Origin of the sequence: Hellea balneolensis DSM 19091 (assembly GCF_000428525.1) — a bacterium.
Classification (GTDB): Bacteria; Pseudomonadota; Alphaproteobacteria; order Caulobacterales; family Maricaulaceae; genus Hellea; species Hellea balneolensis.
In genome coordinates, this window is the sequence record NZ_AUAC01000002.1 from 1,125,580 (window position 1) to 1,146,477 (window position 20,898).

General features: G+C 49.7%; 24 protein-coding genes. 13 read left to right on the forward strand and 11 right to left on the reverse strand.

The window, feature by feature from the left end:
- The first annotated feature begins 92 nt into the window (after positions 1–92).
- Positions 93–1,202: a phosphatase PAP2 family protein gene (locus F569_RS18785; RefSeq protein WP_051279352.1), complete on the forward strand. Its 1,110-nt coding sequence runs from the start codon at positions 93–95 to the stop codon at positions 1,200–1,202.
- On the opposite strand, the gene F569_RS16640 is transcribed toward F569_RS18785, so the two are convergent.
- Positions 1,195–2,274 (reverse strand): AI-2E family transporter, encoded by a 1,080-nt coding sequence (locus tag F569_RS16640; RefSeq protein ID WP_051279354.1) that lies wholly within the window; start codon positions 2,272–2,274, stop codon positions 1,195–1,197. The two genes, F569_RS18785 and F569_RS16640, sit on opposite strands and share 8 nt — an antisense overlap.
- Before the next feature lie 100 nt (positions 2,275–2,374).
- On the opposite strand from F569_RS16640, the gene F569_RS0105480 reads away from it, so the two are divergent.
- From F569_RS0105480 to F569_RS0105500, 5 genes are read left to right on the forward strand one after another with little or no spacing between them, the layout of a single operon-like run.
- Complete coding sequence (locus F569_RS0105480) at positions 2,375–3,934, forward strand: helicase HerA-like domain-containing protein (protein WP_026941382.1); 1,560 nt, start codon at positions 2,375–2,377, stop codon at positions 3,932–3,934.
- A gap of 5 nt (positions 3,935–3,939) precedes the next feature.
- Positions 3,940–4,794 (forward strand): tRNA glutamyl-Q(34) synthetase GluQRS, encoded by an 855-nt coding sequence (gene gluQRS / locus F569_RS16645; RefSeq protein WP_034387240.1) that lies wholly within the window; start codon positions 3,940–3,942, stop codon positions 4,792–4,794.
- Complete coding sequence (locus F569_RS16650) at positions 4,791–5,420, forward strand: trimeric intracellular cation channel family protein (protein ID WP_034387242.1); 630 nt, start codon at positions 4,791–4,793, stop codon at positions 5,418–5,420. The genes gluQRS and F569_RS16650 overlap by 4 nt, the downstream gene beginning before the upstream one ends.
- Positions 5,417–6,463 (forward strand): aromatic ring-hydroxylating oxygenase subunit alpha, encoded by a 1,047-nt coding sequence (locus F569_RS0105495; protein ID WP_051279356.1) that lies wholly within the window; start codon positions 5,417–5,419, stop codon positions 6,461–6,463. The genes F569_RS16650 and F569_RS0105495 overlap by 4 nt, the downstream gene beginning before the upstream one ends.
- A 1-nt stretch (position 6,464) precedes the next feature.
- On the forward strand, positions 6,465–6,971 hold the full coding sequence (locus tag F569_RS0105500) for a hypothetical protein (RefSeq protein ID WP_026941384.1): 507 nt from the start codon (positions 6,465–6,467) through the stop codon (positions 6,969–6,971).
- A gap of 91 nt (positions 6,972–7,062) precedes the next feature.
- Here the strand turns inward: F569_RS0105500 and F569_RS0105505 are convergent, their stop codons facing one another.
- From F569_RS0105505 to petA, 4 genes are all read right to left on the reverse strand, one after another.
- Positions 7,063–7,956 (reverse strand): S-methyl-5'-thioadenosine phosphorylase, encoded by an 894-nt coding sequence (locus tag F569_RS0105505; protein WP_026941385.1) that lies wholly within the window; start codon positions 7,954–7,956, stop codon positions 7,063–7,065.
- A 90-nt stretch (positions 7,957–8,046) separates the two neighbouring features.
- Complete coding sequence (locus F569_RS0105510) at positions 8,047–8,913, reverse strand: cytochrome c1 (protein WP_051279358.1); 867 nt, start codon at positions 8,911–8,913, stop codon at positions 8,047–8,049.
- A gap of 10 nt (positions 8,914–8,923) precedes the next feature.
- Positions 8,924–10,210, reverse strand: coding sequence for a cytochrome b (locus F569_RS0105515; protein WP_026941387.1), 1,287 nt, complete (start codon positions 10,208–10,210; stop codon positions 8,924–8,926).
- Positions 10,211–10,212: 2 nt separating this feature from the next.
- Positions 10,213–10,773 (reverse strand): ubiquinol-cytochrome c reductase iron-sulfur subunit, encoded by a 561-nt coding sequence (petA, locus tag F569_RS0105520; RefSeq protein ID WP_026941388.1) that lies wholly within the window; start codon positions 10,771–10,773, stop codon positions 10,213–10,215.
- Positions 10,774–10,925: 152 nt separating this feature from the next.
- Here petA and F569_RS0105525 point away from each other — a divergent pair, with 152 nt between their 5' ends.
- The 7 genes from F569_RS0105525 (at position 10,926) to F569_RS0105560 (ending at position 16,148) form a co-directional block, all read left to right on the forward strand.
- Entirely contained in the window at positions 10,926–11,375 is a 450-nt protein-coding gene (locus F569_RS0105525) for a tRNA (cytidine(34)-2'-O)-methyltransferase (RefSeq protein ID WP_026941389.1), read from the forward strand.
- Positions 11,372–11,707: an endonuclease domain-containing protein gene (locus F569_RS0105530; protein WP_026941390.1), complete on the forward strand. Its 336-nt coding sequence runs from the start codon at positions 11,372–11,374 to the stop codon at positions 11,705–11,707. The genes F569_RS0105525 and F569_RS0105530 overlap by 4 nt, the downstream gene beginning before the upstream one ends.
- Positions 11,708–11,946: 239 nt before the next feature.
- Positions 11,947–12,810 carry an oxygen-dependent coproporphyrinogen oxidase gene (gene hemF / locus F569_RS0105540; protein WP_026941392.1) on the forward strand — a complete coding sequence of 288 codons (864 nt, stop codon included), beginning with the start codon at positions 11,947–11,949 and terminating at the stop codon, positions 12,808–12,810.
- Positions 12,811–12,867: 57 nt separating this feature from the next.
- Positions 12,868–13,434: a tetratricopeptide repeat protein gene (locus tag F569_RS16655; RefSeq protein WP_051279360.1), complete on the forward strand. Its 567-nt coding sequence runs from the start codon at positions 12,868–12,870 to the stop codon at positions 13,432–13,434.
- A 90-nt stretch (positions 13,435–13,524) separates the two neighbouring features.
- Positions 13,525–14,055 (forward strand): bifunctional 3-hydroxydecanoyl-ACP dehydratase/trans-2-decenoyl-ACP isomerase, encoded by a 531-nt coding sequence (fabA, locus tag F569_RS0105550; RefSeq protein ID WP_026941393.1) that lies wholly within the window; start codon positions 13,525–13,527, stop codon positions 14,053–14,055.
- The gene (gene fabB, locus F569_RS0105555; RefSeq protein WP_026941394.1) at positions 14,055–15,287 is read left to right on the forward strand and encodes a beta-ketoacyl-ACP synthase I; all 1,233 of its coding nucleotides are present in this window, start codon (positions 14,055–14,057) and stop codon (positions 15,285–15,287) included. Before fabA ends, fabB begins: the two co-directional genes overlap by 1 nt.
- Positions 15,288–15,317: 30 nt before the next feature.
- Positions 15,318–16,148 (forward strand): enoyl-ACP reductase FabI, encoded by an 831-nt coding sequence (locus F569_RS0105560; RefSeq protein WP_026941395.1) that lies wholly within the window; start codon positions 15,318–15,320, stop codon positions 16,146–16,148.
- Here F569_RS0105560 and F569_RS0105565 read toward each other — a convergent pair.
- The 6 genes from F569_RS0105565 to gpmA all read right to left on the reverse strand — a co-directional run bounded on the left by F569_RS0105565 (position 16,145) and on the right by gpmA (position 20,732).
- Positions 16,145–16,774, reverse strand: a complete 630-nt coding sequence (locus tag F569_RS0105565; protein ID WP_084168807.1) for an HD domain-containing protein — start codon at positions 16,772–16,774, stop codon at positions 16,145–16,147. The genes F569_RS0105560 and F569_RS0105565 overlap by 4 nt on opposite strands.
- A 96-nt stretch (positions 16,775–16,870) precedes the next feature.
- Complete coding sequence (locus tag F569_RS16660) at positions 16,871–18,559, reverse strand: M20/M25/M40 family metallo-hydrolase (protein ID WP_051279362.1); 1,689 nt, start codon at positions 18,557–18,559, stop codon at positions 16,871–16,873.
- Between the two features lie 67 nt (positions 18,560–18,626).
- Entirely contained in the window at positions 18,627–18,911 is a 285-nt protein-coding gene (locus F569_RS0105575) for a hypothetical protein (RefSeq protein WP_162143745.1), read from the reverse strand.
- 110 nt (positions 18,912–19,021) lie between these two features.
- A complete protein-coding gene (locus F569_RS0105580) occupies positions 19,022–19,360 on the reverse strand; it encodes a hypothetical protein (protein WP_026941398.1) in 339 nt (112 codons plus the stop codon).
- Between the two features lie 207 nt (positions 19,361–19,567).
- On the reverse strand, positions 19,568–20,008 hold the full coding sequence (ribD, locus tag F569_RS16665; protein WP_267879444.1) for a bifunctional diaminohydroxyphosphoribosylaminopyrimidine deaminase/5-amino-6-(5-phosphoribosylamino)uracil reductase RibD: 441 nt from the start codon (positions 20,006–20,008) through the stop codon (positions 19,568–19,570).
- Positions 20,001–20,732: a 2,3-diphosphoglycerate-dependent phosphoglycerate mutase gene (gpmA, locus tag F569_RS0105590; RefSeq protein ID WP_026941399.1), complete on the reverse strand. Its 732-nt coding sequence runs from the start codon at positions 20,730–20,732 to the stop codon at positions 20,001–20,003. Before gpmA ends, ribD begins: the two co-directional genes overlap by 8 nt.
- Positions 20,733–20,898 lie beyond the last annotated feature (166 nt).

Here is a 20,898-nt window from a genome sequence, read left to right on the forward strand (position 1 = left end):
GACGTGAGGCTCTAAAGTGTCGTGAGGTTAGGCATAAAGTGAATTTTAACGGTGATTTGCTATGTCGCCACTTCGATTATCATTGAGGTTTCATGGCCGACCACATTTCGTCTTCTTTTCTGCCGCTTGAGAGTAAGCCGCACAGCTTTGCAAGGCTCTTAAGACAACAGCTTCGCACACATGCCTTTTTGATCATGAGCTGCATTATTTATTTTATCATAGCCGTAATTATAACGACGTCTTTGGGTAAAGACTTTGGGTTTTCCGCTTGGCCGTATCTTGAAATGATATTTGTCTTCATGGTGCCGCTTACCTTCATGGCCTCACTTATTGCCGTCTTTTTTTATATGGCGATCGTAAAAAAGCCAAAACATTTGACCCGCGCCTTTATCGAATTTTATAGACCTTTGATCCTAAGCCCTCCGCGCTGGGCCAAAGCGATTCCGGCTATCGGAGTCATGATGCTGGGTTTTATGGCCTTTACTGAAATGAAATCCGTTATTCCGCTTCTCAACCCTTATGGATGGGACATCGCCTTTATGGAAATGGACCGCCTCTTGCATTTCGGACAGGACCCTTGGCGGCTTTTACAACCTTTATTTGGCTCAAACGCGCCAACTCTTATGCTCAATTTTATTTATAATCTGTGGTTCTTTGTCATGTTTGGGTTTTGGCTATGCTCGGGCTGGACGAAATCAGATCAGGGGTGGGAGCGTCAATTTCTACTCAGTTTCATCTGGTGCTGGATTATTGGCGGCACCGTTTTAGCAACGCTTTTCTCGTCAATGGGACCCGCTTTTTACGATCTCGTCAATGCCCCTACAAATCCTTATGCCTCGCAAATGGCATTTCTAGGCAGCATCAATGAAAGTCATGAAGTCTTAGCCTTGGGCGCGCAAGATATGCTACGTGCAGGTTACCTCAACCCGTCCAATGGCGGCCTGTCAGGCATATCCGCCATGCCAAGCTTGCATAACGCGACTAGCACCCTATTCATGCTCGCGGCTTACCGCATCAATAAAGGTTTTGGCCATGTGATGATGGCTTTCTTAATCTGTATTATGATCGGCTCTGTACATTTGGCGTGGCACTATGCGGTTGATGCCTATTTAGGTATTCTCATCGCGCTGATAATTTGGTTTGTCTCAGGCCGAGCTTTGATGTGGCAGGACAAACTGTTCAAAGTTCAAGAGCCTACATAGACGGCGTAGCGGCTTTTTTCTTCTTACCCGTATCATCCATGTCAGGTTGACCATCGGCTGAGAGCAAAACAGCAATCCAGCGTGTTGTCGGGAATTGCGCCAGAATAATCATAATAATCACCGTGAGTGGTGCAGAGAGAAAAGCGCCTACGCCGCCCCAAAGGGCATACCAAAGCGTGAGAGACAACACGACCACAAGCGCCGACAGGTTCATACTATCGCCCATCATTTTGGGCTGTATCGTATTACCAATGATAAATTGCGCGCCGAATAATCCTCCGGCTAAAATAATGATCGGTGTTAGCGTTTCGAACTGCACAAGCCCGAAAGCCACAGGCAAGGCGACGGCGGCTAACCCGCCGACAATCGGAATATAATTTAGTATAAATATAACAAGCGCCCAAAACAGAGCATTCTCTAAGCCGAGGGCCGCCATAATCGCATAGGAAATCACGGTCTGCATAAGACTGATAATCGTCTGAACGCCGATATATTTTTCGATAGAGGTGCGAATACGCGCAAAGACTTTCGCGGCTTGTGAACGGCCTGATTTATCAGGGAATAGATCATCCATCTTTTTGGGAAATGACGATTGCGCAGCAAAAAGAAACGCCACGTAAATTGCGATGGTTGCCAGATTGGACAATACGCCCTGCACAGATCCCGCAAAACCTGCAAGGCCCGACCGCATTTTGTCCTCAAGCTCTAGCGAGGCAATAAAGCTATCAATGCTGAGATCCTCATTACCAATCAACCCGCCAACCCAATGGAATATTTCATCAAGGCGTTTGCCATATCGCGGCGCTTGGCCAACCACGCTTTCCGCAGTATCCGCAATGATTAATATAATCCCGACGATAGAGGCCACCACGGTTAAAATTGCCACCGTCAGGGCCAACCAGTAAGGGAATTTGGACGACAACCCGTCCATCCACCGCGCAAATGTATCAATGATGAGCCAGATAAATATGGCAAGCGCAAAGGGCGTAATCAAATCCCGCATATAATAAAACGAGGCGGTAACCGCGATAAATGTGAGCACTAAAAGACAAGAGCGAATTGTTGTATCCATAGGCGTATATGGCCCCGTTTCGCGCAGCGCGTCAATATTGCATTCAGGGTCGATAGCTCATAACAAAGCCGAATAGGATGCATGAACTTTCGGAGACCTCATGAGCAACTCAATCTTTGTCGGCACGGACACTGACGGAAAGCAGCAAGAGCTTTTATTCAAGCTCGCCAACCGGCACGGCCTTATCGCCGGCGCGACCGGAACTGGTAAAACCGTCACGCTTCAAATCTTGACGGAAGGGTTTTCCAAGGCCGGCATTCCTGTTTTTGCCGCTGACGTGAAGGGCGATCTCTCGGGTCTTAGCCAAGCGGGCTCAGAGGATCATAAGCTCCATGACAAGCTCGTCGCGCGGGCGCAAAAAATCGGGCTTATCGGCAATGATTATGCAGGTATGCTCGGCAGCGGATATGAGTATGAGGCTATGCCCGCCATATTCTGGGATCTTTACGGCAAACAAGGCCACCCCGTTCGTACAACGATTATGGAAATGGGCCCGACCTTATTAGCGAGGCTGATGGATTTGAACGAGACACAAGAAGGCATCCTGACCATTGCTTTCGAGCTTGCCGAAGATGAAGAGATGCTGCTGCTCGATATGAAAGACTTAAATGCAGTGCTCAACCACATGTCGGAAAATAAAGAGGAGGTCAGCCGCGAATACGGCAATGTGACATCTCAATCCGTCGCGGCTATTCGCCGAAGCCTGCTGAAGCTAAAACGCGCCGGTGCAGAAGAGTTTTTCGGCGAACCCGCCCTTAAGCTATCTGACCTGATGCGGGTTGATAAAAAGACGGGTAAAGGCATGGTTTCTATCCTTGCGGCGGATGAGCTCATAAACTCACCTGACCTCTATTCGACATTTTTGCTTTGGCTGCTCTCAGAACTTTTCGAGGAGCTGCCAGAAGTTGGAAATCCTGATAAGCCAAAAATGGTCTTCTTTTTTGACGAAGCGCATTTGCTCTTTGATGATGCGCCCAAAGCTCTGGTGGAAAAGATTGAACAGGTCGCACGGCTTATCCGCTCAAAAGGCGTCGGCATCTATTTCGTCACGCAAAACCCAATGGATATACCCGACAGTGTTTTAGGACAGCTTGGCAACCGTATTCAACACGCCTTGCGCGCCTATACGCCCAAAGAACAAAAAGCCATTCGCGCAGCGGCAAGTTCTTTCCGCGAAAATCCAAATCTAGACACAGAAGAAGTCATTACCGATTTGGGAGTGGGTGAAGCGCTTGTCTCGCTCTTGGATGAAAAAGGCGTGCCGGGCATTGTGGGTCGCACGCTAATCCGCCCGCCAGCTTCCCGCCTTGGTCCCGCCACAAAAACGGAACGCAAAGCGGTAATGAGCCATAGCCCTGTAGGCGATATTTACGACACCATGATTGACCGTGAATCCGCCTATGAGATGTTATTCGAGAAAACCGAAAAGATAAAAGAAGAGGCGAAGAAATCAAAAGAAGCTGATGCCAAAACCGTTAAGAAAAAAACGGCTCCGCGGAAAAAGAAAGCCTCAACATCCTCGCGCCGCAGTTCGGGGCGCCGCCAAAAAACAGCAACAGATCACATCATGCACGAGGTTAAACTTGTCGGGCGTCAACTCCTACGCAGCCAAGGCCGCAAAATTATACGCGGTATCCTCGGCGGCATGATGCGCAGGTAATAGACATGCGTACCCGTTTCGCGCCTTCGCCGACGGGACGGCTGCATTTAGGGCATGCGCTCGCCGCAAAAGAGGCCTTTGGCTTTGCAGCCACGGAAAATGGTCAATGCCTTCTTCGTATTGAAGATATCGACCATACGCGCTGCAAACAGGATTTCAAGCTAGGCATATATCAAGACTTGAACTGGCTTGGCTTTGATTGGCCTATTCCCGTGCGCGTGCAAAGTCGTCATTACATGGATTATGCAAAGGTCGTTGCCTCGCTCTTGGAGCGGTGCTTGGCCTATCCCTGCACGCTCACAAGGAGCAAGTTAAAAGCGGGTCAGCGCTCAGAGCTTGAAAATACACTGCGGCCGTCAGATTATCTTGCGCAGTTTACAGTCGGCGACAACACACCCCATCCAAAACCCTCTCTGCCTTATGCTATGCGTTTAAATCTCTCGAAATCTCTAGAGTTGATGAGAGATCACTCACTTGTATTTGATGAAACAGGCCTTGAGAAAAAAAATAAGGCCATTGATGCAAAATTTGCGTTAAATCTATGGGCTGCATCGGGTCGTCCCGACCCCATCATTGCGCGCAAAGATATAGGCGTGAGCTACCATATCGCCGTGACTCATGATGATCACCTCCAAGGTATTACCCATGTCGTGCGCGGCATGGATTTATTCGAAGAGACCCCGCTTCATGTTCTCATCCAGCACCTCATGGGGTGGCCAACACCCATATATCATCACCATGAACTCCTCACCCGTGAGGATGGCGAGAAACTCTCTAAACGGGGCCTTGATACAAGTCTTCACTCACTTCGCGAAAATGGCCTGACAGCGGCGCAAGTTTTAGCTATGGCAAGCCCATGACGGGTGAGCTCATATTAAATCTATTTGATTGGACGGGCGTTTTTGTCTTTGCGCTTTCGGGCGGGTTAATGGCTGTGCGGCAGAAATTTGATATTCTTGGTATTATCATCATTGCCTGGCTGCCCGCCATTGGCGGCGGCACCTTACGCGATTTATTATTGGGGCAGCCCGTCTTTTGGCTCGATGACCCTATATCGCTCTCCCTCGCCACCTTAGCCGGATTAGCCGCGTTTTTTGGGCCGCATTTTTGGGCGCGTATCAAAGCGCTCGTTTGGGTCGATGCCATGGGGCTTGCTCTCTTTGCTGTGGTCGGCGGGTCTAAAGCCGCGAGCCTTGGCCATGGTTTTATGATTTGTACCCTTATGGGAGCCATGACCGCCACAGCGGGCGGGTTGTTGCGCGACGTGGTCTGTAATGAAGCGCCGCTATTACTGCGCGAGGAAATCTATGCCACCGCAGCCATAATCGGCGCAGCCGGTTTTTATATCGCGATATCTTCCGGCCTTTCAGAAGGTGCGTCCCTTACTATAGGCGCAATAGCCGCCTTCACCGTGCGAGGGCTGAGTCTGAAATTTAAGCTCAACCTACCCCGCAGTGATTTTAAAAAACAAGGCGGGAAATTATGAAACCTTCCGCCGATTTTGTTTTCGATATTTGGTATTTTGCAGGACTATCACCTGACGTGAAGCGCGGCAAAATGGTGCGCCGCGAAATTGCGGGCGAGCCTATCACGCTGGGCCGCCAAGAAAACGGCACTCTTTTCGCTATACGCGATATTTGTCCCCACCGCGCCGCGCCTTTCTCAGAGGGCTGTATCAAAGGCGGAACCGTTGAATGTCCCTATCATGGCTGGCGCTTCGGGATAGAGGATGGGGCCTGCAAAGAGATTCCTGCCCTCACCTCTGACCAAGCCATGGAAACGGAAAAAATTAAAGTCCGAACTTTTCCCGTACGTGAAGAGGATCAGCTGATTTGGGTCTATATCGCCAGCGATAAACGCTTTGTAGGCCCCCCGCCCATTGACCCGCCGTCTTTTCCTTTTGCGACTAGCAAAGCCACCATGGATGATGACCTCATTCTGAACTGTCATGTGGACCATGCTGTGATAGGCCTGATGGACCCTGCTCACGGGCCTTATGTGCACCGGCAGTGGTGGTGGCGGTCGCAAAAATCCATGCATGAAAAAGCGAAGCGCTTTGAACCGCGCGAGCGGGGCTTTGCCATGGCCGCCCATACGCCATCATCAAACAGTTTTGCCTATAAGCTCCTCGGCGGAAAACCCATCACGGAAATCACCTTTCAGCTCCCCGGCATTCGGACAGAAGAGATAAAAGTCGGGAAAAAGACACTGCTTTCTTTCACCGCCGTCACGCCCATAAATGAAAATCACACCCATATTCGGCAGATATTTTTCACCGATATGTGGCTGATTAAGTTCCTCGCGCCACTCCTAAAACCCTTCGCGCAAAAATTCCTGCGCCAAGACGCCGACATGGTGGACCTCCAACAAATGGGCCTAAAACACGACCCGACACTCCTGCTCATCGAAGACTCAGACACCCAAGCCAAATGGTATCACGCGATAAAGCGCGAATGGACGAAGAGTAGAGATGAAGGGCGGGACTTTAAGAACCCTGTGAAGGTGAAGGTTTTGAAGTGGCGGAGTTAGGGTGATATTCGACACAATATATAATCGGCTTGATATCTTAACAATATATCGTTCAACGCTTTTTGTGTTAGTCATTGCCCTCGGAGCTATCTTACTAATTCATACCTTCAAGACAAAATATACAGCTTGGCTCTTTAAGCCTTACATTGGTAGAAAGTTTGCGCTTAAAAAAGAAGGTATATTATTTTTAGCTTTTTCATTATTTGCATCTTTCCTAATACTCCTGAATATCAATGCTTACCATCATGAGATTACAAATGCTTATCAAGATGGATCCGTGGAAGAAGTCTCTGGTCTTGTAAGCAATATATCTATGTATGAAGGTAAAGGCTCTTTTCATATCGGCAATACCCGACTTAATTATTATAAGCGCGCCGGCACTACTATTCATGGGTTCCGAGACCGCTGCACACCTGAATGCGTTGTGGTAGAAGACAATTATCTGCGCGTGAAACATATCGATGGCGAAATAATCCAATTAAGCTTAGGTCGACCTGAACGTACGTGAGTTGGCCAAGTAGGCACAATAGAACTTATGAAATCCGGCATGTCACGCGGCGATGTTTTTAATCCTGCCAATGCCTGATTTTGTATGCGCTCTATTTGGCCTGCTGTTGCTTTAAAACCCGCCCCGCGACAGCGTCCAATTTAGCTAGGACCCTCGGATCGCGCACTTCAGGAGCTGTAATCATGGCGACATCGAGATTGGTTTCTATGCCTTGGGGCCCGTTTTCACGCGGGCCTTGGGCTTTTAAAATTTTGACCATTTCGCGCACAGTGTTTGACGCTTTATTCGCGTTCTCCATTAATACCGCAATCACGGCGGCGACATCTACATTGCCGTGGCCTTCGTGCCAGCAGTCAAAGTCTGTGACCATAGCGACGGTGGCATAGGGCAGTTCGGCTTCGCGGGCGAGTTTGGCTTCTGGCATATTGGTCATGCCGATCACGTCACAGCCCCAGCTACGATACATATGGCTCTCGGCTTTGGTTGAGAATTGCGGGCCTTCCATAGCGAGATATGTTCCGCCTTGATGGACGGTGGTGCCTGCGGCATTGGCGGCTTTAGCGGCAAAGCTTGCGAGACGCGCGCAAACAGGGTCAGCGACAGAAACATGGGCGACCATGCCTTTGCCGAAGAAGCTTTTTTCGCGCTTAAATGTGCGGTCAATGAATTGATCGACAATAACAAAATCACCTGGCGGGTAATCTTCTTTCAGGGAGCCCACAGCGGAGAGAGAAAGAAGGTCCGTGCAGCCCGCCCGTTTCATAGCGTCAATATTGGCACGGTAATTGACATCGCTTGGCGTCAAAGGGTGTCCCCGGCCATGACGCGGAAGGAAGCGGAGCTTTATCCCGTCTAGCTCAGCAAAGAGGATATCATCAGAGGGCATGCCCCAAGGCGTTTCAATTGAAATCCATTCAGGGTTTTCAAGGCGTTCAATTTCGTAAAGGCCAGAGCCGCCAATAATCCCTAATACCCAGTCTGACATTTAAACCTCCGCAGATTATTTTGATAACATCCTACAAAAAAACCGCCCGTTTAAAAGCGGGCGGTTTTAACTTTTTCGTGTATTGAGCACCTAATGCTCTACATCTTTCCAGACGCGTTTATAAGAGAACCATAAGAGCACAGCCAGGATCAATAGATATAACATCGTCATAAATCCGGCGCTTTTGCGCTGTTCTAATTTCGGATCAGATGACCAAGCTAGAAATTCCGTAACGTCAGCCGCCATTTGCTCAACGGTCGCTTCCGGCGCAGCCACTTCGACCATTTCACCCGCATCATTTTTAACCATCATCGGGGCATATTCGACAAGCCCGTCCGATAAAGGGGCGGCCATTGAAATCTTACCGCCATCCATAACGGGGTTATAATAAAGACCTGGGGTTAATTCGACATCATCGGGCTTCGGCGAGTCATAAGCCAGCATCAGGTTATAAAGGTAATCTGCTCCGCCGCCGCGCGCTGCAACAATTACAGAAAGATCTGGTGGTAGGCCGCCGCCATTACCGGCACGCGCTGCCGCTTCATTTGGGTAAATTGGGGGGAATTTATCAGCGGGAATACCGGAGCGTTCAATAACATCACCTGTTTCGGTATCGATATCCTCTATCGTCCAATCTGCCGCAAAATTCTTTACGAGTGGGTTGTCATTGGGATTAGGAAAATCTTCATTGTAGAAAGGCGCGCCTTTATCACCAAGATGACGAAAGGAAAGGTGCTTTAGGGCGTGACAAGAGGCACAGACTTCGCGGTATACTTGATATCCACGTTGTGCGGCCGCTTTGTCATAAGTTCCAAAAGCGCCTTTAAAGTGCCAGTGCTTATGCTCCATTTTATAGTCGCCGGTTCCGCCGCCGCCAGCGGCATAAGCGAGCCCGGAAATCGCAGCAACAAGCGTCACTGCTCCGGTCAGGATAGCTGTTTTCATTTTTAATGCCATGATCCCTCTCCTATTCTGCCGGAACCGCAGCGCCATGCGAGCTATCCCCAAGGATAGCTTTTGTAATGGACTCCGGTCTGTCTTTTGGTTTTTCAACCAGTCCAAGTATCGGCAGGATTATGACGAAATAAGCAAAGTAATAGAAGGTCGCGATCCGTGATAACCATGTAAAGTTCAAACCTTTATCGCCAACACTCAGGAAGGGCACCATGTTGTCAGGTGTCTCCGCGCCGCACCATCCGAGAATGAAGCAGAAGAATAGGAAAATCCAGAAGAAGCCGCGCGCTACAGGACGGAAGCGCATAGAGCGCACTTTAGAAGTATCAAGCCATGGCAATACGAAGAGCACGGCAATCGCGCCGAGCATTAATAGAATACCTGCAAGCTTATCCGGCACAGCCCGCAAAATCGCATAGAAGGGCAAGAAATACCATTCAGGCACAATATGCGGTGGTGTTTTAAGTGCGTCAGCTTCGATATAGTTATCCGCGTGACCCAATGCATCTGGCTGATAGAAGAGGAAGAACGCAAATATTAGAAGGAAGACAACAACCGCAAAAGCGTCTTTAACTGTGTAATAAGGGTGGAAACTTAGCGTGTCTTTCTTGGTTTTAGGCGTAATGCCAATTGGGTTATTTTGTCCGACATGATGTAATGCCCAGACATGGACGCCAACAAGAGCGGCAATCACGAATGGCAACAAGTAATGCAGTGCAAAGAAACGGTTTAGCGTCGCATTATCAACAGCATAGCCCCCCAATAACCACTGCTGTAAGCTCTCCCCCACAACAGGAACAGCGCCAAAGAAGCCCGTAATAACGGTTGCGCCCCAGAAAGACATTTGCCCCCATGGAAGTGTGTAACCTAAGAAGCCTGTGGCCATCATGACGAGGTAAATCAAACAGCCGATAATCCACAGGACCTCTCGCGGAGCCTTATAAGACCCATAATAAAGCCCCCGGAACATGTGCACATAAACGGCGAAGAAGAACATGGATGCACCGACCGCATGCATAGGCTGTAGCAACCATCCGAAAGGCACATCACGACGAATACGCTGAACAGACTCGAACGCCAGTTCCGTATGCGGCACATAATGCATTGCTAAAATGATGCCTGTGATAATTTGTGAGACGAGGCAGAGCGTTAGAATGCCGCCAAAAGTATACCAATAGTTCAAATTACGCGGTGACGGAAACGTCATAAAATCCGCACCCATGCGAATGATTGGCAGACGATGGTCAAGCCACTTCGTCGCGGCGTATTTGGGTTCGTATGTAGAAGGATGTCCGCTCATTACTAACCTACCTTAATCACTGTGTCTGAAATATATTCGTAATCGGGAATCGTCATATTCTTAGGTGCAGGCCCCTTACGGATGCGACCAGATGTATCATAATGCGAGCCATGGCACGGACAATACCAGCCATCATAATCACCCGCTTCGCCAACCGGAATACAGCCGAAATGCGTACAAACACCAACCATTACAAGGAAACGCGGGTCAATCGTGCCGTCTGGCTTGGCGACCAATCGCTCATTATCTGTTTGCGGGTCTGGGCATTTTGAAATGTCTGTATTCTCTGCCTCAGCTATTTCAGCAGGTGTACGGTGACGCACAAAGACAGGGACACCGCGCCAAAGCATTTTTAGCTGCTGCCCTTCGGCAACATTTGCGAGATTAATTTCAATTGAACCCGCAGCCAAAGTATCAGCAGCTTTGCCCATTTGAGCGACAAGTGGCCATCCTAATGAGACAGCTCCCGCAGCCGCAGCCGCGCCTGTCGCAATAAAAATAAAATCGCGCTTATCGTCATCGATAGCTTCGCCATGGGCGTCTGTGACTTGCGTGTCGGACATAATCTGTCCTCTCCTCTTCGGATCGCGTCTTTTGTGTTCTCAAAAGACATAGTTGTTCTGCCGTGCGTTCTATATATATGTAGTGGCAATTTCCACCGTTTATTCGCGTTAAAACGCCGCAATGTGAGAGTTGCCGCAGATTGATAAATATTATGAAAATTATTCTCTATCAGCCCGATATGGCCGGAAACCTGGGCGCAGCTATGCGCTCTTGTGCTTGTTTTGGCATTGATCTTGAGGTGATAGAACCTTGCGGCTTTCCGCTAACGGCCAAGGCGCTCCGCCGTACCGCCATGGATTACGGCGCGCCGGAGACATTAAAGCGCCACAACAGTTGGGAAAACTTCGAATCCGGCAGCGAATCGGGGCGATTAGTATTGTTTACAACGCGAGGCGCAACACCACTTACCGAATTTAAGTTTGAACCTCATGATCGCTTGCTCTTTGGACGCGAAAGCGCCGGTGTGCCAGAAACGGTGCATCAAGCGGCAGATGAAAGAGTCATTATTCCGATAGCAAAAGGGGCAAGAAGTTTTAACCTCGCAACGTCTGTCGCGATAGCCGCCTTTGAAGCCTTGCGGCAGACGGAGGGTTTGCCATGAGCGGGAAACGCAAATTAGCCATATCCAGAGCGCGGGCGTTACGAAAATCCGAAACAGATCCTGAGAGCCTGATATGGCGCGAATTACGCGGACGCCGCGAAGATGGCTTGAAATTCAGACGTCAACATCCTGTCCCGCCTTATATTCTCGACTTCGCGGAACGAACGCTCAAACTCGCCATAGAGATAGATGGCGCAACGCATAGCACTGACGCCGAAAAAGCTTATGATACTGCGAGGACAGCTTTCCTATCGTCAAAAGGTTGGACTGTCATTCGCTTTACAAATAGTGATGTCTTTGAAGATATTGATGAAATGCTTGAAGCGGTTTGACGAAAAGCAATGGAAATGAAAAGGATGAAAGATGCGGGTAAAAAATAAGACACGCGCCCTCTTCTCCCCGCACGCGGGGGGAAGTCCCCTAGCGTTAGCGAAGGGGGTGGGGGGCTGTAACGATAATATCGAAATTCGAGTTCTAAAACGCAAGTTCCCCCCCATCGACCTCCGCTGCGCTCCGGCCACTTCCCCCCATAAATGGGGAGAAGAGAAACTAAACATAAAGACCGACGTCCATGTTTGATACTCGCAAAGAAGCTACCGCCGCTTGGTTTAAATCCCTTCGTGACGATATTTGCATGGAGTTTGAGGCTTTGGAGCGTGAGGCTCCGGCCGAGCTTTACCCTGGCGAACCAGGCACATTCATATTTGAGCCTTGGGAGCGCAAAGTTGAGAACGGCGGCGGAGGCACGGGCGGCATGCTACGCGGGCGGTTCTTTGAAAAATGCGGCGTGCATATTTCTGTCGTTAAAGGTGAGTTTGAGGGCGAGATTCGTGAGCGTGTCCCCGGCGCAAAAGACGATCCGCGATTCTGGGCGGCAGGCATTTCGCTCATTGCGCATATGCACAACCCCCATGTGCCCTGCGTGCATTTTAACACCCGCTATATCGTGACCACCAAAGATTGGTTTGGCGGCGGCGGCGATCTGACCCCGACCCAGGCCAAAGACCGCATGCAAACTTCGCCCGACGCCATTGCCTTTCACGCCGGCATGAAAGCGGCTTGTGATAAACATGCGGTGGCGGATTACGACGCATTTAAACAAGGCTGTGACGATTATTTCCACCTGCATCACCGCGATGAAGCGCGAGGCGTAGGCGGCATTTTCTATGACCGCTTCAATAGTGGCGATTGGGAGGCCGACTTTGCCTTTACCCAGGATGTCGGACGACATTTCAAAAAGACCTATGCGGCCATCGCCCGCCGCCGCATGGATGAGCCGTGGACAGAGCTCGACCGCGAAGAGCAACTCATACAGCGGGGACGCTATGTCGAGTTTAATCTATTATGGGATCGCGGCACGACATTCGGGCTTAAGACGGGCGGGAATATCAAGACGATATTAAGCTCCATGCCACCTATAGTGAAATGGCCATAAAGATAAGGTGATGATCGTGCATTAGGTGTTTTTGATATTTCGTGCTATACATTTTACATGACCAATATTTCTAAATTCCTCCTCGCCTCAGTCTTTTCGATCACTATGACAGCTTCAGCCTCTGCGCAGATCGTTGTTCAAGGCGGCGGCGCGGCGCGGGATTGTTATATGAGCACAAAAGCCGGAAATCCGGGACGTATCGGCACGATAAAGACTTGCCGCATGGCCCTAACCGAACCGCTCTCGAATAAAGACTTGGCCGCGACCCATGTAAATCTCGGCGTGCTGCTCATGCGCAAGGGCGATTACTCAGAAGCCCAAGCCCACTATGCGCAGGCTATTGAAATGCGTCCCAAATTGGCCGAGGCCTATATCAATCATGCCGCGAGTTTAATTTATTCATCCAATTATCAAGAGGCTTTGAATGCGATTAATATGGCCATAGAGCTCGGCACGGACAAGATGCCGGAAGCCCTTTATAACCGTGCCATAGCGCATGACCGGCTCAAGAATTATAAGGGCGCTTACAAGGATTTAAAACAAGCCTTGGTCTTGCGTCCCGATTGGGCTCCTGCATTGGATTTGATTTCAAGTTATCAAGTCGCAAGCCCCGCAAAATCATAAGGCTTAAATGGCCTTACCCCGCTATTCTGGCTTGAAGTTATAGTTCTATCCTCTATCACATAGGCTCAAAACATTATGGGCCCTTTGAGCATGAAAAAAATACAATCCTCCTATGATTATGACGACCTGATCGTCAGCGGTGAGAAGAGCCTGTTTGGGCCAGGTAACGCCAAACTGCCCTTGCCGCCCATGCTGATGCTCGACCGGATTACGCATATGGATGATGATGGCGGAGAACATGGTAAAGGGCAGCTCATCGCTGAATTGGATGTGAACCCTGATCTCTGGTTTTTTGAGTGTCATTTCAAAGGTGACCCTGTCATGCCGGGCTGTTTGGGATTAGACGCCATGTGGCAACTCGTCGGATTTTGGCTCGGCTGGTCAGGTTCACCAGGACGGGGCCGGGCACTCGGTGTAGGCGAGGTGAAATTTACAGGCCAAGTAACGCCGGATATTAAAAAAGTCCGTTACGAGATTGAGTTAAAGCGCGTCATTCGCCGCCGTCTTGTCCTCGGCATTGCTGATGGCCGCATGTATGCCGATGATGAGTTAATTTACAAAGCCAAAGACCTGCGCGTCGGGCTATTCATACCAGAAAATACGACTGAGGGAGTTGCCTAATGCGCCGCGTTGTTGTCACCGGAATCGGAATTGTTTCGTGCATTGGCAATAGCCAAGATGAAGTTGCCGCAAACTTAAAAGCCGGTAAATCGGGTATCACCAAAGACGAAAAAATGGCGGAACTAGGCTTTCGCAGTCAGGTCTCAGGCCGTCCCGCTGATACAGCTGATCGCGCGAAAGAGGCCATCGGCAAGCGCTCCTTACGCTTTATGGCAGATGCCGCTCAGTGGTCAGCCCTCGCGATGCATGACGCCATTGAGGATGCAAAGCTAACTGAAGAGCAAGTCTCAAGTGATCGCACAGGTATCATTGCAGGTTCTGGTGGCCCCTCTGCGATAGAGATTGTGCGTGCAGCAGATATTACGCGTAAGAATAATTCGCCAAAACGTATCGGGCCTTTCGCGGTGCCCAAAGCCATGTCGTCGACTGTCTCTGCAACTCTGGCGACCCATTTCAAAATTAAAGGCGTGAACTATTCAATCACCTCAGCTTGCACCACATCGCTCCATTGTATTGGCGCGGCCTGTGAGCAAATCCAATGGGGAAAGCAAGATGTTATGTTTGCTGGCGGCGGCGAAGAAGTTGAATGGGCGATGAGCTCGCTTTTTGACGCCATGGGCGCCATGAGCAGCAAGTATAATGACACGCCTGAAACAGCCTCTCGCGCCTTTGACGCAACGCGCGACGGTTTTGTCATTGCAGGCGGCGCAGGCATGGTGGTCCTCGAAGAGTATGAGCACGCCGTTGCGCGCGGCGCTAAAATCTATGCCGAGATTACAGGCTATGCCGCGACATCAGATGGCTATGATATGGTGGCCCCTTCAGGCGAAGGTGCTGAACGTGCCATGCGCATGGCCCTCGAAGATGCGGCTACACGCGGCGTTACCAAGGTCGATTATATCAACCCACATGCGACCTCCACACCTGTCGGCGATGTGGCCGAAACCAGCGCCATTCACCGCGTCTTTGGCGAGGACGGGCCTTATATCTCTGCCACCAAATGCCTGACAGGTCACAGCCTCGGCGCGGCGGGTGTGCAAGAAGCGATTTACAGCCTTATCATGATGGATCGCGGTTTCGTCGCCCCCTCTATCAATATTACAGAACTCGACCCAGAGCTTCCGACGGTAAACATTGCCCGCGAAATGGTCGAGACTGAATTGACGTCAATCATGTCAAATAGTTTCGGTTTTGGCGGAACGAATGGCAGTGTCATTTTCACTAAAGTGTAAAACACAAACAGTCTAAATAAGGATAAAGTCATGGCAGAGCAAAACTTTCCAACCGGTCAATTGATGGCCGGGAAACGCGGCCTTATCATGGGTGTTGCAAATAAGAATTCCATCGCTTGGGCCATTGCCCGTCAACTTGCCGCCCAAGGCGCAGAGCTAGCCTTTACCTATCAAGGTGATGCCCTGCTCCGCCGCGTGAAGCCTCTCGCGGAATCTGTTGGCTCTGACATTCTTTGCGAATGTGACGTGACCAATGACGCAACGATGGACAGCACCTTTGCGACTCTGAAGGAAAAATGGGGCACAATTGATTTCCTCGTTCACGCCATTGCCTTTGCGGGTAAAGACCAACTCGCGGGAAGTTTTATCGATAATACAACGCGCGAGGGCTTTAAATCCGCGCTTGATATCTCCGCCTATAGTTTTGTCGATGCAGGTCGCCGCGCCAGCGAGATCATGAATGATGGCGGCGCAATGGTCACACTCACCTATCTAGGCTCAGAACGCGTCATCCCTAATTACAACGTGATGGGCGTCGCCAAAGCCGCGCTTGAGGCTAGCATGCGCTACATGGCCGCTGATCTTGGCCCGCGCCAAATCCGCGTCAATGCAATCTCAGCAGGTCCGATTAAAACACTCGCGGCCGCGGGTATTGGCTCAGGCCGCCATATGTTCCGCTTCAACAAAGCCGCCAGCGCGATGCAAGATAATACCGACCCGATGGGCGTCGCGGGCGCGGCGCTTTATCTGCTCTCAGACCTTGGCCTCTCCTGCACAGGCGAAACCCATCACGTCGATGGCGGCTTCCACGCGATAGGGATGCCGCAAGAAGGCCCCCTTCGGGAGAGCATGCCGGATTAAAGCTGACGAACAGCCCGAGCGAGATTCTTCTTAGCTTGATCTTCTAGCTGCTCATTGAAATAATCTGTTCGATATATCATTTTGCGCTCAAAAAAGCCCTCCAGAATTTCCTTACGCTTTTTTTTGAAAATAAAAGACGGTACGCGCTTATATTCCTTGCGCACATCCTTTTCGAATTTCTCGTAAATAGCAGGGGCCGTTCCTAAAACGCTCAAATCTATATCAAGCATCAGTTTACCGTCCTGCGTTTCTGGCGCTAAATGCTCTTTTGTTATCAGAATGAGATCAGATATTCTGGAGATGACATCCTGGGTAGCCTGATTTTTCACAAGGAATGAAGCGGCCATATCAGCACTGTCTTCTTCATTTGTTTTTGAGAAAGGTTTATAAACGGCGTCATGAAACCAGAGCGCCAATTCTATTTCATGAGGGTTTATAGCTTGCTCAGTAACACGAGTTAAATGCCTAAAACACGCATTTATATGCTCGAGCGTATGATAAGCACGATGCTTTTCAGTATATGCTTTTATGAGCTTATCATAGGTTTCATTATTCTCTGAAAAACCAAAAGCTCTCATCAAATCATGCCAACCGCTTTGTCCAATCTTTGAATTTAATGTCATCATCTTCCTCACATCAGCAACAAGTGTAGTCTAGTGACGCTTAGAGTCATGAGAAGATTAGCTCTCGCATAGATCATACCTATTTTTGCAGCAGTCGCTTCAATATAGCGGAATGGTGGCCGCAATCGGATCTAGTCTTACCCAGAGAGCTATCGCGGCTGATACTAGCAAAGCAGTCATGGCAAGAAAATAAGCGGTCTTTTTCTTAACCCCCTCATAGAGAGGCAAGATAACTAAAGCCGCGAGGGCCGCGGGCAATATGGACACTGATAATAAATCAGGTCCTATGCCGAGCATAAGCAAATGTCCAAGAGCTATCATATATCCAGCGACTCCGGCGGTCAAAATGACCACCGCTAATTTTGTCCCAATATGGCTCGGCCAGCGCTGCATCATTAAAGATTTAAATCCGCATAGCATAAGCGGCAAGCTGATAAAATATGTCGCCGTTGGCGCGAAGGCTTGCCCGACAATACCTAATAAAAAGAGCGGCAAAGCTGCGCCCAAACGGGCATTTACTGTCAAGGCTTTCGGTCCGAAAACGGCAAAGAAAGCTGCGGCGCAAAAGAATACCGCTAGCCCTTCTAATTTTCTAATAGCCGCTAAGCGGTCATAATAATTTGCGCCCGCGCCAGAACCCGACATTACATTCAGCCCGTAAAGCAGACCCCCGCCAAGCCCAAAGAAAATCAACATCTTAACAGCTCCCGATAATATCTCTTTGGTGCGGATTTCACCTTTCAAAGACAGACCATAACATAGCCCTGCCAGGCCTAAAAAAATCCACCCCCAAAAGGGCGCATAGATAATTGTAGCGAGCCCAAACACATCAAAGAATGTCGCATCTGGTTTCTTATCCGGCAGAGTGTCTGCAGCTAATAAGGCCCGGGTTAAATCCAACCCTTGCGAACCCATGTGCTGCAAGGTGCGCTCATCAAGCGCCTCAACCTCTATCTTAGGCGAATGGTAATATTCCGCGCCGCCAATATTAGCGATATTATATGCAGTATAATCCCCCTCCAAAGCTGGCGTTAAGTCAGTGTCATTTGGCAAAACATTATAGACGAATGTCGAAAGCGAGGACGCGCTAGGCTGTTTCACGGCCTTTGCAAAAACACGCATCGCCGCGCCGTTTTGTTTGGACGTTTGGAACAAATTAGCGGTCCCGCCGCCGCCCCGGGCTTCAAAATTTATAACCGCGCCCACTTTATCTCGCAGCGGGTTTGAGCTGAAAAAATGCCGCGCCCCTGACAACCCAACTTCTTCACCATCCGTAAATAATACGATTAGGCCGCGCTCATGGGGCCCGCTTTCTTTTAAGGCTCTGACAATCTCCAATATGCTGACAATTCCAACCGTATCATCAGCCGCGCCGGGCGAGTCCCAGACCGTATCATGATGCGCCATTAGGAGCACTGCGGGTTTAGAGACATCAGTTCCGGGCAAGATTCCTATCACGTTAAAAATGGCTTGTTCACTTTTGTTCTCACCGCTCCATTTATTCAGGCGTTTCAGCGCCCGCTCCCCCAATTCCCCCTCACCAAGGTTGACTTTCAGACCTAAAGAGTCGAGCCGCATGGATAAATACTCGCGGACTTTCGCATTTTCATCAGACCCCGTCGGATGCGGCTTAGCCGCTATAATGCGTAAATCTGTCATAGCCCGCGCAGATGAAAACCTGTCTGCCGCTATCGTTCCAGATTGTGGTGCAGGCGGGATGATCGCCATAGACGCAAAGATAAGCGCAAGTAAAATTGAGCTCAGTAATAATCCCCATTTGCGCAACACCACGTCTCCCCTCAACTGTCAGAATAGCTGACCCTGTTTTAAACAGTCTCGATTGTCAAACCTGTCTTTAGCTGAAAATGGCTATCCACATCGCGGCTGCCCCCACCACAAAAGATATTGGCGCGGCGATTTGAACATGCCAAGGTTTGAGCTTATCCGCCCACCAAACCGCATAGGCGTGATGCCAATGGCGCGGGATGAGCATGAGTATAATCGCTGTGATGATAAGAAAGCCGCCGCATATCTGCGTCAGTTTTACATTGGGCGTCAAAGGCGCAAGTCCGACAACGCCCAGTCCAACCACTAACCTAAGGCTTAGCTCTGTATAATTTATAAGGTTAGTGCTCGCCATCCTTCGAAGCGCGCCCAACATCATTTTGGGCTTGACTAAGATTAAAACACTCACGCCCATCATCCAGAGCCCAAAAATCGCGACAATAGATCTCGAAAGCAGCTCCACCTCTAAGCCAGGCTTTCCAAGTCCTCGCCGGACAAATTTGCGGCGGCGAAATAGACGAGGTCTAGCAAGACGGCAGGGCGTCCTTGACCGACGGTTTGCGCGATGGAATTGAGATAATCTGCATTATCAGGGCTGAGCCTAACGGTTGTGCGGCGCTGCGGTGCAAAGCGGACTTCTGAAAACCAACCCGTCACATCGGAGGCGTGAAAATCACTGCGTATATGGGTGACCGCACGGTCAATGACTTTGGACCGCGCCTTAGTCTTCATACGCCGCCCCATCTGCGTGATGAGTTTCTCTGCACCGGGTTCAATCAGCATTTCTATGGCTTTTGTCGTCATAGCTCTGCTTTAGAGATTTATGGTTTATGAAGTATTAAGGGTGACAGGCATTTGAAAGTGATTTGGGCCATTTTTCCTAAAAGGTTAATCAAACGCTATCATGGCATCGGAAATGAAAGATAATTTGGCCGCCAATTGAATATTTAAAAATACCAAAAGCTTAAGTGAAAATTAACATAGTCCTCGGTTTGAAAGACAAAATGCCCATCATTTGGAATGCCTCGCGAAGAAGTCGGCATTGACCTGAAACGCGTCGTCCTCACAGACACCGATGATGGTATCTATGCCGGCCTCTTGAAGAAGAGCCGCGCCGCGCCAATGCACGCGCGGGTCAGGATCTATGACGGCGATGACGCATTGCGCGATACCCGCCTCTATAAGCGCATTGGCGCAAGGCGCGGTCTGGCCGTAATGGGAACAAGGCTCTAATGCCACATAGACGCTTGCGCCCTTTGCTTGCCGCCCAGCTACTTGGAGGGCATTGGTTTCGCCATGAGGCCGCCCGCCATCAGAGGTCACGCCTTGCCCGACAATTTTTCCATCTTTTACAATCACGCAGCCTACAGCGGGGTTCTCACCCGTGCGCCCTTTTTGCTCCCAAGAGAGCGCTAGAGCCTTCCTCATCCAATATTCATGGGACTTAAACAGTGCCTATCTCCGGCAGATCTTTGGCGCGTTTTTTATCGAGATATTTCGCTGACTTTATGTCGAGTGTTCCGTCTTCAAACTCAATCAAAAGCGGGTTTCCTGTTGGAAATTCAAAGCCTGGAATGTCTTTATCGGCGACGTCAAAAAGCTCTTTCAAAATCGCGCGAAGACTATTTCCATGGGCAGAAATAATAATGTTATTATTGGCACGGATGAAGGGGACTATTTGGCCTTTAAAATAGGGCAATACACGCTCGCATGTGATTTTCAAGCTCTCCCCCGTAGGAAGCTCTGTCGGGTCTATCTGGGCATATTTAGAATCTTTACTCGGATGAAATTCATTCTCCATGTCAATTTGCGGCGGCGGTGTATCAAAGCTGCGGCGCCAGATATGGACTTGCTCATCGCCGTGCTTATCGCGCGTCTCTTGTTTATTAAGGCCTGTCAGACCGCCATAGTGACGCTCATTGAGACGCCAGTCCTTAGTCACAGGAATATGAAATTGCTCGGCGGCCTCGAGAGAGAGCCAAAGCGTTTTAATCGCGCGGCGCTGATAACTTGTGAAAGCCGCGTCAAATTCAATACCCGCTTTAGCAACAAGTTTACCGGCCTTTTTAGCCTCACGCACACCTTCAGCCGTTAAGCCAACATCAACCCAGCCCGTAAAGCGGTTTTCAAGATTCCATTGTGATTGTCCATGCCGGACGAGAACGAGAGAGGTCATTTATTTGAGTTCCTTCTAAATTTTTCTAGTCTCTACATGATGAAAGATTTCATGCAAAATAAATTACTACGATACCAAATCTAAGACCTTATCTTCTAACGCGGTAAGTTTGGCTTTTAGAGCTCTAATATCCTTAAGAATATCCTTGTTCTGATGAAATGCCATT